At 63.4% G+C, this 17,298-nt stretch carries 16 protein-coding genes; 3 read left to right on the plus strand and 13 right to left on the minus strand.

Annotated elements, in window-relative coordinates:
* Positions 1 to 12: 12 nt before the first annotated feature.
* Genes GGQ64_RS13910 through GGQ64_RS13930 form a run of 5 tightly spaced genes read right to left on the minus strand, consistent with a single transcriptional unit; the run spans position 13 to position 4,711 of the window.
* Positions 13 to 855, minus strand: coding sequence for an ABC transporter ATP-binding protein (locus GGQ64_RS13910; RefSeq protein ID WP_246422632.1), 843 nt, complete (start codon positions 853 to 855; stop codon positions 13 to 15).
* Complete coding sequence (locus GGQ64_RS13915) at positions 852 to 1,757, minus strand: substrate-binding domain-containing protein (protein ID WP_183805204.1); 906 nt, start codon at positions 1,755 to 1,757, stop codon at positions 852 to 854. Before GGQ64_RS13915 ends, GGQ64_RS13910 begins: the two co-directional genes overlap by 4 nt.
* Positions 1,750 to 2,631: an amidohydrolase family protein gene (locus GGQ64_RS13920; RefSeq protein ID WP_183805206.1), complete on the minus strand. Its 882-nt coding sequence runs from the start codon at positions 2,629 to 2,631 to the stop codon at positions 1,750 to 1,752. The genes GGQ64_RS13915 and GGQ64_RS13920 overlap by 8 nt, the downstream gene beginning before the upstream one ends.
* Positions 2,632 to 2,675: 44 nt before the next feature.
* Entirely contained in the window at positions 2,676 to 3,665 is a 990-nt protein-coding gene (locus GGQ64_RS13925; RefSeq protein WP_183805208.1) for an ABC transporter substrate-binding protein, read from the minus strand.
* Complete coding sequence (locus tag GGQ64_RS13930) at positions 3,665 to 4,711, minus strand: ABC transporter substrate-binding protein (protein ID WP_183805210.1); 1,047 nt, start codon at positions 4,709 to 4,711, stop codon at positions 3,665 to 3,667. The genes GGQ64_RS13925 and GGQ64_RS13930 overlap by 1 nt, the downstream gene beginning before the upstream one ends.
* A 229-nt stretch (positions 4,712 to 4,940) precedes the next feature.
* Between GGQ64_RS13930 and GGQ64_RS13935 the strand changes: the two genes are divergently transcribed.
* On the plus strand, positions 4,941 to 6,164 hold the full coding sequence (locus tag GGQ64_RS13935; protein WP_183805212.1) for a LysR family transcriptional regulator: 1,224 nt from the start codon (positions 4,941 to 4,943) through the stop codon (positions 6,162 to 6,164).
* A 13-nt stretch (positions 6,165 to 6,177) separates the two neighbouring features.
* Here GGQ64_RS13935 and GGQ64_RS13940 read toward each other — a convergent pair whose 3' ends face one another.
* From GGQ64_RS13940 to GGQ64_RS13960, 5 genes are all read right to left on the minus strand, one after another.
* A complete protein-coding gene (locus GGQ64_RS13940; RefSeq protein ID WP_183805214.1) occupies positions 6,178 to 7,809 on the minus strand; it encodes an FGGY-family carbohydrate kinase in 1,632 nt (543 codons plus the stop codon).
* A 65-nt stretch (positions 7,810 to 7,874) separates the two neighbouring features.
* The gene (locus GGQ64_RS13945) at positions 7,875 to 8,603 is read right to left on the minus strand and encodes an SDR family oxidoreductase (RefSeq protein ID WP_183805216.1); all 729 of its coding nucleotides are present in this window, start codon (positions 8,601 to 8,603) and stop codon (positions 7,875 to 7,877) included.
* A 25-nt stretch (positions 8,604 to 8,628) separates the two neighbouring features.
* Positions 8,629 to 9,882, minus strand: a complete 1,254-nt coding sequence (locus GGQ64_RS13950) for a sugar ABC transporter permease (RefSeq protein ID WP_183805218.1) — start codon at positions 9,880 to 9,882, stop codon at positions 8,629 to 8,631.
* Entirely contained in the window at positions 9,879 to 10,700 is an 822-nt protein-coding gene (locus tag GGQ64_RS13955) for an ATP-binding cassette domain-containing protein (protein ID WP_183805220.1), read from the minus strand. Before GGQ64_RS13955 ends, GGQ64_RS13950 begins: the two co-directional genes overlap by 4 nt.
* Before the next feature lie 82 nt (positions 10,701 to 10,782).
* Positions 10,783 to 11,829: an ABC transporter substrate-binding protein gene (locus tag GGQ64_RS13960; RefSeq protein WP_183805222.1), complete on the minus strand. Its 1,047-nt coding sequence runs from the start codon at positions 11,827 to 11,829 to the stop codon at positions 10,783 to 10,785.
* Positions 11,830 to 12,112: 283 nt separating this feature from the next.
* Between GGQ64_RS13960 and GGQ64_RS13965 the strand changes: the two genes are divergently transcribed.
* Positions 12,113 to 13,132, plus strand: coding sequence for a substrate-binding domain-containing protein (locus tag GGQ64_RS13965; RefSeq protein WP_183805224.1), 1,020 nt, complete (start codon positions 12,113 to 12,115; stop codon positions 13,130 to 13,132).
* 46 nt (positions 13,133 to 13,178) lie between these two features.
* Here GGQ64_RS13965 and GGQ64_RS13970 read toward each other — a convergent pair whose 3' ends face one another.
* A complete protein-coding gene (locus tag GGQ64_RS13970; protein WP_246422636.1) occupies positions 13,179 to 14,477 on the minus strand; it encodes an ATP-binding protein in 1,299 nt (432 codons plus the stop codon).
* Between the two features lie 301 nt (positions 14,478 to 14,778).
* Between GGQ64_RS13970 and GGQ64_RS13975 the strand changes: the two genes are divergently transcribed.
* Entirely contained in the window at positions 14,779 to 15,624 is an 846-nt protein-coding gene (locus GGQ64_RS13975) for a MipA/OmpV family protein (RefSeq protein WP_183805228.1), read from the plus strand.
* A 57-nt stretch (positions 15,625 to 15,681) separates the two neighbouring features.
* On the opposite strand, the gene GGQ64_RS13980 is transcribed toward GGQ64_RS13975, so the two are convergent.
* On the minus strand, positions 15,682 to 16,404 hold the full coding sequence (locus tag GGQ64_RS13980; RefSeq protein ID WP_183805230.1) for a response regulator: 723 nt from the start codon (positions 16,402 to 16,404) through the stop codon (positions 15,682 to 15,684).
* A 212-nt stretch (positions 16,405 to 16,616) separates the two neighbouring features.
* The gene (locus tag GGQ64_RS13985; RefSeq protein ID WP_183805232.1) at positions 16,617 to 17,234 is read right to left on the minus strand and encodes a methyltransferase family protein; all 618 of its coding nucleotides are present in this window, start codon (positions 17,232 to 17,234) and stop codon (positions 16,617 to 16,619) included.
* Positions 17,235 to 17,298 lie beyond the last annotated feature (64 nt).

The raw sequence follows: 17,298 nt of genomic DNA on the forward strand, positions 1-17,298 counted from the left end.
CGTTTGATTTCGTCAGCTGTTCGCAGGCGTGCTGCGGATCAGGTCCCATATGCGCGTGCGGATTGCCTGGAATTCAGGATCGCCGCGCATGACCGGCAATTCCGGTCGCTCGCCGGAGAAAGGCAACGTGATGACCTCCTTCACCCTGCCCGGCTTTGCCCCCAGGACGATGATCCGGTTCGACAGGTAGATCGCCTCATCGAGATCGTGGGTCACAAAGAGGATGGTCTTGCGCGTCTCCGCCTGGATGCGCAGCAACTCCTTCTGGAGAACCTCCCGTGTCTGTGCGTCGAGGGCGCTGAAGGGCTCGTCCATCAGCAGGATCGTCGGATCGATGGCCAAGGCCCGCGCGAGGCCGATGCGTTGCTGCATGCCGCCGGAGAGCTGATGCGGGAACTGTTCAGCAGCATGCCCGAGGCCGACGAGGGCAAGCAGCCTCTTGGCGCGCTCCGCCCGTTCGCCCGCCGCCATGCCCTGGAGCTCCAGCCCGAATTCGACATTTTCCCGGGCCGTTCGCCATGGCAGGAGGCTCGGCTGCTGGAACACGAAGCCGCGGTCACGGCCGGCACCCTTGACCTCCTTGCCATCGACGCTGATGGTCCCGGAATCGTGACGGACAAGCCCCTGGATCGTCCGGAGCAACGTCGTCTTGCCACAACCGCTTTCGCCGATCAGCGAGACGACTTCATTCTCGTAGACGTCGAATCTGATGTCGCGCAGGACGGGCAGGAGCGAACTGGGTTGCCCGTTGGCATTGCGAATACGGAACGTCTTGTTGATTCCGGAGACGCCGAGCTTGACCTTCCGGGCAGGGTTGGCGGTCATCACATCCTCTTTCAGAACTATCTGGTTCATGTTCCGAGTTCCCTTGTTTTATCGTGAAACAGTTCGTCTACGGAGAGACGGCGATCGATCAGCTTCTGTTCCAGGCAATGGTCGATGACCGTTTCCAGCGAGTGACGCAGGGCGTCGATGCCGATGGGATTGATATCGACCCCGGCCTCGATCGTGCCGTTGCCGGCCGCCTTGCTCGCCACGAGCATGTCGAAGAATTGCCGGACGAGGTCGGGCCGCCGCTCGATCATGTCCTGCGACGCGACGACCATGTGATTGATCGGAATGACCTTGTTGCGCCGGTAGCCCAGCCCGGCATCGCCTTTGGGATCCTCGATCACGGTGATCAGCCGGGGATCGTCCTTCGGCAGGTCGTTGCCCATGATACCCGCATCGATCTCGCCCGCCTGCAACATTTCGGCAACCTTGCGGCCCTCGGGTGCGCGGCGTGCATTCGACGGGGCGGAGTATTCCGCAAGGTGCCCATCCTCGAACGTCACCCAGTCGATCTTGCTCAGGTCGACGCCATACTCGGCGGAAAGGATTCCGCGCGCCCACATGACCGTCGTCTGCGAGTAGGAGCGGACACCCACCGTCTTGCCTTCGAGGTCTTTCGGCCGGAGCCTCGAATAGTCGGAATTGCAGACGATGGTCCTGTGCTGGAAGCGCGCCAGGAGAGCTACCGGCAGAAGCCAGATCGGCTTGTTGTAGGCGCGCGCCTGCACGTAGGTCACGATCGCCATTTCCGAAATATCGTAGGCGCCTCGCCTGACCATCGGCTTGAACGCCTTGGTGATCGGCACGATGTCCTCGAACTGGAAACGCCCGCCGGTCTCGACCGCGGCGTTCTTCTTGATCGGCGCGGTGATCGGATAGTCGCCGAGCGCGATGTGGACGCTGTCGGTCAAAATCGTGTCAGCCATGACGCGCCTCCGCCCGGGAAACATCGGCAAGCGCCGGGTAGATCCGCTGCGCGGTGCCGCCGAATATCCAGGCCTGGTCTTCGGAGCTCACGTCGGAAAGGGCCGCCCTGGCGCGGTCGAAAAGCGATTTCAGCCCACCGGGCGATGCCGGATGGTTCGAGCCCCAGGCGATCTGCGACGCGCCGACGCGTGACACCAGCAGAGGAAAGAAGTCGGATGCCGCCGCATTCGCCTTCTCCAGCGCCTCCAGGGCACGAACCGTCAGCTTGAAGTAGATGTTCGGATTTTCCGCCAGTTCGAACAGCCGCGCCGTATTGGGGAAAACCTTGCCGCCCGAAAGATCGGGCCGGGCGAGGTGATCGAGGACGATGCGGATCTTCGGAAAGCGCTTGATGATGGCCTGCAGGTCGTCGATGCCGTCCTGGGTCATCTGCATGCAGACCGGAACGCCGATCTGCTCCGCATGGGCCCAGGCGGGATAGGTCTTCGGATCGGTGAACCACGTCGCCTGCCCGGGCATGGTGCTGCCCGTCGTAAACAACCGCAGCCCCGTCAATCCTTTGGCCATCCACGCATCGATTTTCTGCACGGCGTCGTCGGCGAGGATGTCGACCGATCCGACGGCGGTGAACTTGTCCGGCCGGGCAGCGACAGCGTCGATGACATAGCCGTTGTCATGGCCGTAGCAAGTGGACGCTTGGACGATGGCGGCCTTGTCGACACCGGCCTCGGCCATGTCGGCCAGAAGCCGTTCCCAGGATACCGGACGCTGAGCCGACCAGTCCGACTGATGCCCGCCGAGCGGCGCCCGCGGATACCGCGCGGTGTCCGTCGAGATGATATGGGGATGGATATCAATGACGTGGGGACGCATTGTTTCAACTTTCCTGAAATGTCTGTGATGCTGATCGTGCCGCCTCAGGCGGCGCGCGCCTTGCGAACGTCGACAAAAAGCTCCTCGATCGGCACGCGGCGCGGAATGAGCTTCTGCTGGAAGGCATAGGTCACCAGTGCCTCGATCGTTGCACGATTGGCTTCCAGTCCATTCGACAACGGGTCGTCACCCACGAACGGCATGATGTCGGCATACTTGTCGTAATCGGGCACGTCGGTGGCGCCGCCCTGCAGTTTCTCCAGCCATTGCTGCTTGGCCTGCTCGAACGCATCGAACAGGGAGGCGGCCAGGAACGGATATCTGCCGAGCACGTCGTTGCGTACGACGATGCAGCCATGGACAGGATAGATGCCGGTCCTGCGATACCACGCAGCCTCAAGCTCCAGGGCGTTGTCGAAAAGCTCCCGATAGACCGGCGTATCCTTGTTTGCCGCTTCCCAGCCGGCGGTCGGAGCGCCGGAGCGGCCGATACCGGCACGGCTGGCAAAACCTGCCTGGATCTCGCCGCTTGCCATCATCGCGGCCAGGGACTTTCCGTCCGGCGCATGGGTGACGTTGGCAGGCAGCTTGAGGGAGGTGACGTGTTCCTCGTCGTCGACGATCCACTGGATCTTGTCGTTATCGACGCCGTATTCGTTCATCAGCACGCCGCGCGTCCACACACCGGTGGTCACCGAATAGGCCCGCACACCGACCTTCTTGCCTTCCAGGTCCTTCGGCGTCGCGATGCCGGCATCTTCCCGCACCTGGAAACCGGAATGATGGAAGCGGCGGCTGAGAAAGATCGGCAGTGCCGTTATCGGCACGCCCGCCGCCTTGGCGATGACGTAGGTCGTCGGCGCCAGTTCGCAGATGTCGAACGCGAGATCCCGGACCATGCGGCGGAAGGCAGCGATGATCGGGGAGACCTCGATCTGGTTTATGGTGACGCCATCGACGGGAATTTCGCCGCTCTTGACTGCCGCCGTGCATCCATAAGTGGCGACGGCCATGGAAAGTGTGGGAATGCTCATCAATTTGCCTCAAGCAGTTTGGTTGCTTCCTTCGCGAGAGAAAGGTCGACGACCGTGTCGAAAGGCAGCTTCTCCTTCTGAATCTCGAACTCGAGGTTCAGATCCTGCATGTAGTCGATCTGCTTTTCGGTCAGGATCAGGTCGCGGCTGTAGGTCTTGTTCTCGCGGGTGAACTTGATCATCATTCGGCCCTGCGCCTCGTCGGAAGCGCCGATTGCGGTCTTGTAGGCCTGCATGAACGCTTCCTCGGCATTCGGGTCGTCCATCATGAAACGGTACATCTTGCAGTAGGCCGCCAGGACGCGGATCAGGCCCTCGCGCTTCTCGTCGATTGCCGTCTGCGAGGCATAGGATCCCTGGTAGGGATACTCGGGAAGGTCCGACCAGAAATCGGCGACCGCATGCACGCCGTATTTCTCCTGCTGGTCGTAGACGTCCGTCATGGCAGGACCCGCATCCACCTTGCCGGCCACCACCGACTTGAAGACCGCAGCACTGCTGCCGATGTTGACGAACTGCACCTCGGTCGGATCGACGCCATGCTTGCGCAAGAGGGCCACAACCATCTGGTGCAGCAGCGCGCCAAGCGCCCCGGTCCCGATCGTCTTGCCTTTCAGGTCCGCCACCGTCTTGATCTCGGGATTGCTGCTGTAGAGCGCCTGCGCAATGAGCTGGTTGGCAGCGGCAACGATCTTGAGCTCCGCGCCTTTTTCGATGGCCGGCAGGACCTGTGAAAAACCGGACAGGAGGCAGATGTCGCTCTGCGTGCTGATCAGGCTGCCCATCAGCTTCGTGCCGTCCCCCACATTCGTCGTCGTCGTGTTTACGTTGAATTCCTGGAGGTAACCGAGTTGATCGAGCAATGCCTGCTGGACCAGGGTGGCGTTGGAACTCGTGTTGACGATATTGACCGTATAGGGCAGGTCGGGAAGCTTCGCCTGCGCGGCCATCAGCTCCGAAAAAGGCGCGGCCGTTGCCAGCGCCATGATGCCGCCGCCGAGACGCAAGATATTTCTGCGCGAGATGTTCAGGCCATCAGTTTTCATATCGTTCCTCCCGATAGATAATTTGACCGGAGGCATGTGCCTCCATTTTTCATTCGATCCTAGGATGATCTCTCAACCCGCCATTGTGGCCCTCCTCAAAGCCCACGAACGGCGATTTGCGCAGCCAGGCTGCCGCTCCTCGTCGGGAAATGTGGACGAAAAAGGTGGGCTTGCAAAATTAAATGGTCGACCACAGTTATAAGTTTTGGTTACACCCAGGATTTGAGCGATGCCCTCGTCGGAACCAAATATTCGCCAGTTGCGCGCCTTCGGAGCGGCTGCGGAGCATCAAGGCATCAGCCGTGCCGCAGACCGGCTGAACCTCTCCCAATCGGCGGTCAGCCAGTCGATCGCCCACCTCGAAGCGACGCTCGGCACGACGCTCTTCCATCGTCGCGCGAACGGCAGCTTCCTCACCCGCGAAGGCGAGACGTTCCGCATTCGCGTTGCCCGCGCGCTGAGACGCATCGAACTGGCCCTGGTCAATGCCGCCGAGATCAACCGGGCAGCCAGGGGAACCGGCGAGCCGATGCCGGGCAACGTCACCTCCGTGCAGATCTCCGCGCTGCTCGCGATCGACGAGCACGGCTCCTATTCCGCAGCGGCGACCGCACTCGGCATTTCCCAGCCGGCGCTGAACAGGCATGCACGCGATATCGAAACGATCCTGCGGCGGACGCTGTTTTCGCGAACGCCACGCGGCAAGGCGACGACGCGGGCAGGACACGAACTCGCCCGCGAACTGCGGCTGGCGATGAAAGAGGTTCAATACGGAATGGAGGAACTCGCCGCGATCAAGGGCGAGAGCCATGGCACGATCGTCATCGGAATTCTCCCGCTCGGCGCATCGTTGCTGGTTTCGCAGGCCCTGGGCCAGTTATCCCGCGAATTTCCCAGGATGAAGGCGAGGATCGTCGAAAGTCCCTTCGAGGCACTGCTCAACTGGCTGCAGACGGGCATGATCGATATCATCATCGGCACCCTGCGACCAAACCCGCTGACCGGGGACGTGTGCGAAAGCCCGTTGTTTCCGGACCCCTACTGCCTCGTTGCCCGGAAGGATCATCCCCTCTGCGGCCTGAAGCAGGTCCGGGAGGATGATCTGGTCAAGTACGAGTGGATACTGCCTCGCCAGGACACGCCGAGACGCGTCGCGGTCGATTCGCTTTTCCAGAGTTTTGCGATACCGCCTTCGACCGTCGTCGAGACGAGCTCGATGGCGCTGACCCGCGATCTCCTGATCTCCGGCGACCGGCTGACCCTTCTTTCCCGCGATCAGATCGTGTTCGAGGATCAGCTCGGACTTCTGGCGGTCGTCCCCTTCCCGCTCCCCAGCCCGACGCGCATCCTGGGCACGATCACCCGTTCCGACTGGTTGCCCACCGACCTGCAGAAGAAATTCCTGTCGATCATGGATGCCCTGGCGGAAGAAACCGCGTCTGCGAGGACCTGAGCCCCTTTCCCCGCTAGCGGATTTCGCGAGCCAGTGCCTGAAGCCTTGTGAAGGCATCATATCGCTTGGCATGGAGGGCGGCCGTTGCACCGCCGGCCGGCTGGTAAGTGCGATCGGTCGCCGAAAGGGCCGCCATCGCCGAGCCGACATCCGGGAAGGCACCGGCGGCGACGCTGCCGAGAATGGCGGCGCCGAGCAGGACGGGTTCCTCCGCCTTCGTTGCCATGAGTTGCTTGCCCGTTGCATCGGCGAGAAGCTGCCGCACCAGATCAAGCTGGCCGGCGCCACCGCTGATGACGATCTTGTCGATCGGCGCGCCGGCCGCCGCCTGCGTTTCGATGATCTGGCGCAGGCCGTAGCCGATGCCGCAGAGGCCGGCAATGTAGAGCGCAACGAGATTGTCGAGATCACGCTCCATGCCGAGGCCGACGATGGCCGCGCGGGCATGCGGATCGGCAAAGGGCGCGCGGTTGCCGAGGAATTCCGGAACGACATGCAGGCCATCCGCGAGCCTTGCCACGCCGGAGAGCGTCTTCGCCTTCTCCGCAGCCAGGTCCGCCAGCAGCACCGGCAGGGACAGGCCACGCTCCTTCGCCAACGCCGCCGCCTCGCCGGCAGCGGGATGGAACGACAGAAGCTGATCGATGGCGGCACCCGCCGCCGACTGACCGCCCTCGTTGAGCCACATGCCCGGCACCATGGCCGAAAAATACGGACCCCAGACGCCGGGCACGAACACCGGTTCGCGGGTCGAGGTCATCGTGCAGGAGGATGTGCCGAAGACATAACCGAGATTGCTTTCCGGCGATCCATCTACGCCCACCGTGCCGATCCCGCCGGCATGGGCATCGATCATGCCGGCTGCGACCGGCGTGCCGACGACAAGGCCGAGGTCGGACGCCGCGCGCGCTATCAGACCGCTGCCGAGCGGCGTGCCGGGCTCGACAACGCGCTGGCCGATGCGGGCAAAATCCTCGTCCGCCAGAGTGCCGAGGCCGATCTCGTGGAAATAGCTCGGATCCCAGCGCTTCTCGTGCGCCAGATAGGTCCATTTGCAGGTGACCGTGCAGGTGGAGCGCGCAAGATCGCCGGTCGCCCGCCAGGTCAGGAAATCTGCGAGATCGAAGAACTGCCATGCCGCGTCGAAGACCTGCGGACGGCTTTCCTTGAGCCACAGAAGCTTGGGCGTCTCCATCTCCGGAGATATGCGGCCGCCGACATAGCGCAGCACCTCATGCCCCAGCGCGTTGATGCGCTCCACCTGATCTACCGCGCGGTGGTCCATCCAGACGATGATGTCGCGCTGCGGATCCTCGGATGGCCCGACGGGCAGCGACGCGCCATCCTCGCCGAGCACGACCAAAGAGCAGGTAGCGTCGAAGCCGATGCCGGTGATCTTCTCGGGCGAAACGCCTGCCTTCTCGACGGCCTCGCGCACCGAAGCACAAACGGCGGTCCAGATTTCCGTACTCGACTGCTCGACCATTGCGCCCGGCTCGCGAAACACGGAAATGTCGCGCTTGCCGGAGGCGAGCATGCGGCCGGTGAGGTCGAAGAGGCCGGCTCTGGCGCTACCGGTGCCGACATCGACGCCGATCAGGTAGCGTTCGCCGCCCGCGGGACGTGCGGAGGAAGGGGTGGTCATGGTTCTACCGCCTGCAATCAGGATTGGTGCTGGCGGGCGGCGTCATGCCACCCGCGGTTTTCGCTTCAGAGGTCGACGCTGTTCGGCAGGATCACGAGGTCACGGACGGTGACGTTGCGCGGCCGCGTCAGCATGAAGAGCACGGCATCGGCAACCTCCTTCGGCTGCATCAGGCTGCCGTTGGCCAGCGCCTCGTCCATCTTCTCCTTCGGCCAGTCGTCGAGCAGCGCCGTCACGACCGGCCCCGGCAGGACCGCGCCGACGCGCACGCCATGTTGCGCCACCTGGCGACGCGTCGAGTGCACGAAGGCCTGCACCGCGAATTTCGAGGCCGTGTAGATCGGTTCCCAGACGACGGGAACGACGCCGGCGATCGAGCTGGTGAACAGGATGTCGCCCCTCTTCTTCTCGATCATGTAGGGCAGGACCGCATGGACCGAGCGGAACGCCGCGTTGATGTTGAGGTTCAGCATGCGATCCCAGGCATCCGGATCGCCCTCCGCCACCGGCCCGCCGATATAGGCGCCGGCATTGGCGTGAAAGACGTCCAGCCCTCCGGCGATCTCGAGGATGCGCGGCAGCATGCCGGAAACATCGGATGGCTTCAGCAGGTCGACGACGAGCGGCAGGGCATTGGGCCCCAGCTCCTTGCAGAGCTGTTCCAGCTTGTCCTGCGCGCGGTCGACGAGCACCACCTTCGCACCTTCGGCAAGGAGGGTCCGGGCGCATTCGAGGCCGATACCGGATGCGGCACCGGTGATGGCGGCAATCTTGCCCTTCATGAGGTCAGCCATGATCTAAAACTCCATTCCAGTATTGTTAGGCGCGGCCGTGGCTGACACGGGAGCGACGGGCAAGCGAATCGACGATAACCGCGATGGCGAGGACGCCGCCGGTGATCATGTAGCGCAGCGAGGACGAGAGGTTGAGCAGCGTCAGGCCGTTCGAGATCGCCTGGATGACGATGATGCCGAGCAGGGCCGAATAGGCGCTGCCGCGTCCGCCGAAGAGGCTGGTGCCGCCGATGACCGCAGCCGCGATCGCGTTGAGGTTGACGTCGCCCGTGCCGGCCTGCTGGCTGGACGAGGCAAGGCGCGAGGCCGAGAGGATGCCGCCAAGCGCCGCAAGCGTCGAGCACAGCATGAAGGCGCTCATGTAGATGCGGCGGACATTGATGCCGGAGCGGCGCGCTGCCTCCTTGTTGCCGCCGACGGCGAACATGGAGCGGCCCCACTTGGTGCGCGTCAGCGCGTAGTTGAGGATCACCGCAAGCGCGACGAACAGCGCGAACATCCAGGGAATGCCGCGACCGAGATTGAGATAGAAGACGGCGGCTTCCAGCGCGACCGTCAGCACGACGGCCTTGAGGATCAGCGCCCGCATCGGCTGGGCGGAAAGGTTTGCCGAAAGACGCTGGCTCCGGGTGCGCAATCCCCTGCCGATCATGACGAGACCCGGCACGAGCGCCAGCGCGTAGGATAGCCAGTCGGGCATGATCAGGATCTGGCCGAAGCGCACCAGCGGCGAGGCATAGGGCAGGTTGATCGACCCGGTCGGCCCGAGGATGTAGAGCTGCAGCCCGAGCAGGGCGAGCAGGCCGGCGAGCGTTGCGACGAAGCTCGGCATGCCGAGGCGGTTGTAGAGCGTGGCGTACAGCAGCCCGACGCCCGCGCCGACCACCAGCGCTGCGATGATGGCGCCTGCGACCGGCCAGCCCATGTTGACCCAGATGACGCCCACCATGGCCGAGGCAAGCCCGCTCATCGAGCCGACGGAGAGATCGATTTCGCCGAGCACCAGCACGCAGACGATGCCGAGCGAGATGACGCCGACCGTGGCGCAATCGAACAGCAGGTTCACCAGGTTGTTGGGCGCGAGGAAGATGGGGTTGAGCGCCGAGAATACAATGGAGATGACGACGAGGCCGACGGCGACCGGCAGCATGCCGAGGTCGCCGGAGCGCACGCGGTCGACGAAGCCCTTCGCCATCGCGGCAAGGCTGTCGTCATGGCGCACGCGCTCGTCGCTGCGATCCAGCGTCGGCTGGGCGTTATTGGAAGGGTTCTGGCTCATGCGGCTCCCCCGGTGCTTTCCTGGACGTGGCCTGCCTTGCGGTCGAGGCGGCGCGAGACGGAGTTGTCCGTCGCACCCGTGATGGCGGAGACGAGCTCCTGGCTGGAGGCGTCCGGCGTGAAGATGCCGTTGTTGCGTCCGAGCCGGAGCACGACGACACGGTCGGCAACGGCGCGCACGTCTTCCATGTTGTGGCTGATGATGATGACGCCGAGACCGCGGTCGCGCACGCGCTCGATGAGGTTCAGCACCTCGGCCGTCTGCGCGACGCCGAGGGCCGCCGTCGGCTCGTCCAGCATGATGAGCCTGGGATTGAGCAGCAACGAGCGCGCGATGGCGACGGTCTGCCGCTGGCCACCGGAGAGCGAAGCGATCGGCTCGCGGACGGAGGGAATGCGCGCCGCGAGTTCGCGCAGGAGCGTCCAGGCGCGGACTTCCATTGCGACTTCGTCCAGCGCCCAGGGCGACATTTCATGGCCCAGGAACAGGTTCGCCACGACGTCGAGGTTTTCGCAGAGCGCGAGATCCTGGAAGACGGTGGCAATGCCAAGGTCGAGCGCCTTGGCGGGGCTGTCGAGCGTCACCTGCTGGCCGCAGAATTCGATCGTGCCGGAGGATGCCTGATGCACCCCGGCGAGCACCTTGACCAGCGTCGACTTGCCGGCGCCGTTGTCGCCGACGAGGGCGACGACTTCGCCGGCCTTCACGTCCAGATCGATATCCGTCAATGCGGACACGGCCCCGAAATTCTTGGATATGCCGCTAAGGCGCAGCACCGTTTCCCCCTTGGCGGGGATGTTTTGAAGCGTGGCTGTCATGGCCCCTGGAACCTTTGGACTGTCCTTTTCGACGGATCGAGATGTCCGGCCGCATGATGCGGCCGGACACGATGGGCAACGTCTACTGGATGATGCCGAGTTTGCGGCAACCTTCAACATACTCGCCGGTGCAGATCTCCTCCGGCTTGTTGATGCCCTTGTCGAAGATCTCAGCCTTGATGTTCTCTGCCGTCACCACTGCCGGCACGAAAAGCTGCGAGGGCGTCTCGTAGAGCTTCTGGGTCGCTTCCGGCGTTTCGCCCTTCAAAAGCTTGACGGCGACGTTTGCCGCAGCGGCCGCCACGATTTCGGAGGGCTTCGAGATCGTGTTGTACTGGTCGCCCGAGATGATGAGCTGGAGCGCAGCGATCGTCGCGTCGTTGCCGGTGACCGGCGGCATTTCCTTGACGCCGGCGGCCTTCAGCGCTGCGATCGCGCCACCGCCCGTGCCGTCGTTCGCCGCGACGATACCCTTGATGTCGTCGCCGAAGCGGGTGATCTGGCCGGCGGCCCATTCCTGTGCCTTCGGCGGCGCCCAATCCGGCGTGTCGAATTCGGCGAGCGTCTTGTAGGGCGAGGCGTCGAGCGCGGAGTCGATGCCGTCGCGGATGAGGCCGGCGGCCGCATCGGTCGGCGAGCCGTTGATCTGCAGCACGCCGGCACCGTCGGGAACGCCCTTGGCCTTCAGGTGGTCGACGAGCGACTGCGCGATGGCCTGGCCGATGCCCTGGTTGTCGAAGGAGACGTAGTAGTCGGCCGGCTTGTCCGGGATCGGGCGGTCATAGGCAATGACCTTGACGTCCTGCGACTGGGCGATCTCGACGAGGGCGGCGGCCGCGGCGGAATCAACCGGGTCGAGCACGATGACCTTGGCACCCTGCGCGATCACCGAGTTGAACTGCTGCTGCTGGAGGGCGACGTCCGCATTGGCGTTCTGGTAGATCACCGTACAGCTCGGGCAAAGCTTTTCCATCTCGGCCTTGAAGCCAGGATAGTCGTGCTGCTCGTAACGGGTCGAAGCCTGGTCGGGCATCAGGAAGGCGACGGTCGCATTTTCCTGGGCAAAGGCGGCGCTGCCGAGCGACAGGACGATGCCGGTCGATGCGAGCAGATGGGAAAGCGTCTTCATTGGGTTCCTCCACGGTTGATTTTCAGTTCGTGTTCGCCGGCGACCTCAAGCCTCCAAAGGCGACGGTCTCGACAGCTCCCCGCGCTCCGATCGGCGCGCAGGCGGGCCTCGTCGCGGCTTGCGCCACGACGCCCGACTCGTCGGTGTTCCGTCTGACTCCTCCCTTGGGTCGGCCTTGCTGTTTAGGCGACTTCATCGATTGAGCACGTGTGCTCAATCGATGAAGCAAGAATTGCCACCAATCCCCATTGGTGTCAAGGTGACCGCGAAACGGAGATGAAATGTGAACCGGACGACGCAGACGAAAAGGACGACCATCTACGATCTGGCGGAGCTGGCGGGCACCTCTGCCAGCGCCGTCAGCGCCGTGTTGAACGGCAACTGGAAGAAGCGCCGCATCAGCGCAAGGCTCGCCGAAAAGATCACCAAGCTCGCCGAGGAACAGGGCTATGCGCTCAACATGCAGGCGAGCGTGCTGCGCCGGGACCGCTCGAAGATCATCGGCATGATCGTTCCGAAGTACGACAACCGCTATTTCGGCTCGATCGTCGAACAGTTCGAGACGCTGGCGCGCGAGCGCGGCCTCTTTCCGATCATCACCTGCACGAGGCGCGATCCGGCGCTTGAGCTGGAAGCGGCGCGCGCCATGCTGTCCTATCAGGTCGATTGCCTGATCGCGACCGGCGCCACCGATCCGGACCGCGTCATGGCGCTTTGCGCCGCCGCCGGTGTCAGAACCATCAATCTCGACCTGCCCGGCGCCCGCGCTCCCTCCGTCATCTCCGACAACTATGGCGGCGCACTGGAGCTGACACGCCGCGTCCTCGCCAATTGCGAGAAGGAGTACGGCCAGAAGACCCCCCTCCTCTTCGTCGGCGGTCGCGGCACGGATCACAACACGCTGGAACGCGTGCGGGGGTTTCGTGATGCCCATGCCGAGGCGGGTGTCGCCATCGACGAGACACTTGTGCTCACCTGCGGCTACGCCCCCGAAAAGGCCGAAAATGCCATGAAGCAACTGGCCGAACAGACAAGCGACCTGCCGCGCGGCATGTTCGTCAACTCGACGATTTCGCTGGAAGGCGTGATGCGCTGGATCCGCCGTTCCGGCCGCTACGCCGACCGTGTGCCCCAGCTCGGATGCTTCGACTGGGATCCCTTCGTCGCCATGCTCGGCGACCATATCGAGATGGTCCGCCAGGACGTACCCAAAATGCTGGAGGCGGTGTTCGACATTATCGAATCCGGCGCAACCGGCCCAACCGTCGTGCAGATTCCGCCGATCGTCGAGAACACCGGCTGAGCGTCGGGGGTTACGCCTTCATCGAAAACTTCAACCATCGCTCGAGCTAGAAAGGCATTTCCAACCTGACGGTCAGTCCCCCGAGACTGCTATCGAGAAACGCCAGCTTTCCGTTATGCGCCTGGATGATTTCGGCGACGATCGAGAGGCCCAGGCCAAAGCCGGCATCCGCGCCTCCGCGCGCCGCATCGACCTTGAAGAAGGGCTCGAGAACACGGCTTCGATACTCCTCGGGTATACCGGGTCCGTCGTCCATGACATCGATGATCGTCATGCCGTCGCCAATGCGGAGCTCGACCTCGACATGGGTGCCGAACTTCACCGCGTTTTCGCACAGATTGGTCACGGCCCGCGTCAGCGCCAGCGGCTTGAAGCTCGTGACCATGCGCGCCGGCCCGCGATAGCGCACATCATGCCCCATGTCGGCAAACTCGTCGCAGACCGTCTGCAGGACCGAGGCCAGGTCGACGCGCTGCCGCGCTTCGCGCTGATGATTGTCACGAAGATAGCTGAGGCTCTCCTTGAGCAGGTGGTCGATCCGCTCGATATCCGTCAGCAAGGCATCGCGGACGTCTTCTTCGCCGACACGCTCGGCCCGAAGCCGCAAGCGCGTCAGTGGCGTCCGCAAGTCATGGCTGATGCCGCGCAGCATCCGGGTGCGGGATTCGACCATGGTCGAGATGCGGCGCTGCATGCCGTTCAGCGCCCGCGCAAGCGCCACGATCTCGACGCTGCCGCGCTCCTCGAAGAGGGCCGGTCCGACCGAGATGTCGGCCTTCATCGCCGCTGATGCGATGCCGCGCAGCGGCCGCGTTATTGCCCAGACGGCGAAGACGGAAAACAGGATGACAAGCGTGACCGTCGCCACCAGGTAGTTCGAGCCGAATCTCAGCGCGTCGTTGCGCAGAAAGCTCTCCGGTAGCAGCTCCATGACCAGGAGCGTGTCGTCATCGACCTTCGCGGCGAGGACGCGCTTGCCATCGACGAAGGTTCTCCATCCTCCGACCGGGACCGGGCGGTCTTCCGGAGGAAGGAGCCGATCAATCGCAACCTGGATGAACGGTTCGTCCGGCGACGATGTGGTGAAACGCTCGGAATAGGAGGACGGGCGCAAGACGAGACGGTAGGCGCCGCGATTGGCAGCCGCCAGGACCGTACTTCTCTCCGCAGGCGTTGCGGTCGCAAGGACGGAAGCGATCGTCGAGACACGGCTGGACATGCCCTCCAGGTCGGGTGTGCTGTAGTCGTCGCTCACCCAGCTTTCCAGCGTCGAACCGATGATGAAGGCGATGACCAGGCAGGCGAAAATGACTGCGGTAATCTGGCCGTGAATGGTCGAGATCAACCGGGATACCCGAAACCCCAAAGCGCCTCCCTGGGCTCTCGCCCCCCTGCATGAAACGAGCTGGCAAACGACGATGGCCACAAGGTGGCCATCACGCAAGATAGAGACGTTGCGCAAAATTGGACATTAAGTTTTGTGTCGACCCTGCGGAATCTCCAGCCGAAACGACCGCGGAAGGCGACCCGCAACAAAGCGCAACACAAAGACATGCCGTGCCGGTGCCGTTCGTGACAGGACGGATGCGTTGCAAACACGGCCCGCCTCCTACCGGCGACGCCCGTGTCAAATCACTGGAGCACTCATGTCTTTAATCCAACGGACCGACCGGCGACTTCCAGCAAGCGCCTTATACGTCACGCTCGCGCTGGCCGGCACGGGCTCGAACACGCTTGCCGCCGATGCGAGCCTGTCGGGACAGTCCCCGGAGCCTTTCGACCAGGAACGGTTCAACGGCGAGGAGCCCAAGCGGAACTGGAACCTGATCCTTGGCGCCGGCGCAATCTATGAGCCGGAATATGAAGGCGGCGACGAGTTCAAGGTGCAGCCCATACCGGTCGTGATCTTCACCTATGGCGAATGGCTGGAGATCGACCCGACAGGGGTGACGATCACCCCCTTTCGACACGACGGTTTCGCGCTGGCGGCCAAGGTCGGTTACGAAGGTGGGCGCGACGAGGATGATGCAGACCGCCTCAATGGATTGGGCGATATCGACTTCGCTGCAACCGTCGGCGCCAAGGCGTCCTATAACTGGAACGGTCTCGAACTCTATGCCAGCGTCGACCAGACGATCGACGGCAGCGAGAGCCTGATCGGCACCTTCGGCGCCGAATATCAGGCGCCCGTCACCGAACAGCTGATCCTCGGCGCCGGTGCCGAGGCGGTGGTCGCCAACGACAAGCACATGGAAGCCTATTTCGGCGTCGATGCCGAACAGGCGGCCCGATCCGGTCTCTCCGAATACAAGGCGGAAGCCGGCCTGAAGCGCGTCAATGTCTCGGCATCGGCAACCTACCTGCTGAGCGAGAACTGGATGGTGCGCGGCGAAGCGAGCCTCGGCATCCTGACCGGAGACGCGGCCGACAGCCCGATCGTGGAGGAAAAGTTGCAGCCTTCGACGTCGCTGTTCGTCGGCTACAAGTTCTGAGCCAGCAGACATAGGAGCAAAAGGCCGGGTCATCGCCCGGCTTTTTTGTTGGAAAGATCAGGCCTGCTCGACGCTGGCGGTAAACATGTAGCCGCCGAGCCTGACCGTCTGCAGCAGGACCGGGTTCTTGGGGTCGGCCTCGATCTTCTGGCGCAGACGGCTGATGTGCACGTCGACGCTGCGCTCGATCGGACCTGCGAGACCCGTATGAGTGAGCGACAGAAGCTCCTCGCGGGTGATGACGCGGCCGGGATTGCGGCAGAAGGCAAGCAGCAGGTCGAATTCCGTCGTCGTCACGGCAATTCGGGCGTTGCTCGGATCGTGGAGTTGCCTCCGCAGCGGATCGATCTGCCAGCCTTCGAAACGCAGTTTGCGCTGCACCGTCGCATTCGCCAGGCCATAGGATGCGCGCCTGAGCAGGCTGCGGATGCGGGCCACGACCTCGCGCGGGCTGAACGGCTTGGTGACGTAGTCGTCGGCGCCGACTTCCAGCCCGACGATGCGATCAACCTCCTCGCCGAGGGCGGTCAGGAGGATGATCGGCGTGGTCTTCTCCGAGCGGATGCGCCGGCAGATGCTCAGGCCGTCTTCGCCAGGCAGCATCACATCCAGAATGATCAGATCGAATTCATTGTTCCGCAGCAGGGCGTTCATCACCTGCCCGTCTTCGGCTACGGTCGGGATCATGCCGTTTTCGTGGACCGCAAGCGCCAGCAGCTTGCCGATTTCGGGATCGTCCTCGACGATCAGGATTTTCGCATTGGCGGAGTTCGGTTGCACTGCGGACTTCCTCGCTGGAGCATGTCGCGCAAGAGTCTGCAGAGGTTTTGCGGCAACGACATGCGAAAATACAAAAACTTAAGGCGCGTGAAGCGAACCCGAAGGATCGCGACGCGCTTGAAAGCACGCATGTCGCACGCTGCCCGGATCGCAGATGTTTCGCTTTATTAAGATTTGTTGCGAGGCTTGGGAAGGCCATGAGGCCACAGGCGTCAGATCGGCAGGATCCAGACAACCGGCAGGAGGCCGGCTGCCTGCCCAAGCCTGATGAGTTCGACAGTGATCCAGGCACCGAGAAAGACGATCCCGTCCCTGAGGCTGCCGATCGCCCGCGCGGAGCGAAGCGGCACGTCTTCGCATTCCCGCCACAGCGAAAAATCCGGCCAGAGACGCGGCACCGCCTCCTTGTACTTGTCGAAGCCTCTGCCGTAACGGCTGCCGAGGTAGGCTTCCTCGCCGCGCATCGCCATGTCGAAGGCGAGATAGGCGGCTATGACCAGCAACATCATCGATAGCAGGCTGCCGGTCTGCGCGCCCACGCCCAGGATACCGATCAGGCTGAATAAATAGAGCGGATTGCGGGTGACCGAATAAGGGCCGGTCGTCACCAGCTCGGCGTTCTTGCGCCCGCCGATATAGAACAGCGACCAGCCGCGCCCGGCAATGGCGATGAAGATCGCGAGTGTCCCCATGGCCTTAAGGACGAAGTCGGCCAAGGGAGGCGACGGCGGCGCCGAGGTGATGGCGAGCAGGCAGAAGGCGGCGGCGCCAAGCGCCCGAAGCGCGTTGATGCGGTAGATCTGCAGGAAGGGAACCCGGATATCGTTCATGATGCTTTCGAAGCCTCGTGAGGAAAGAAACTCAGTGGTTTTTCCACGCCGGGTGCGGCTTCGG

Origin of the sequence: Mycoplana azooxidifex (assembly GCF_014196765.1) — a bacterium.
In the GTDB taxonomy this organism is placed as follows: Bacteria; Pseudomonadota; Alphaproteobacteria; order Rhizobiales; family Rhizobiaceae; genus Mycoplana; species Mycoplana azooxidifex.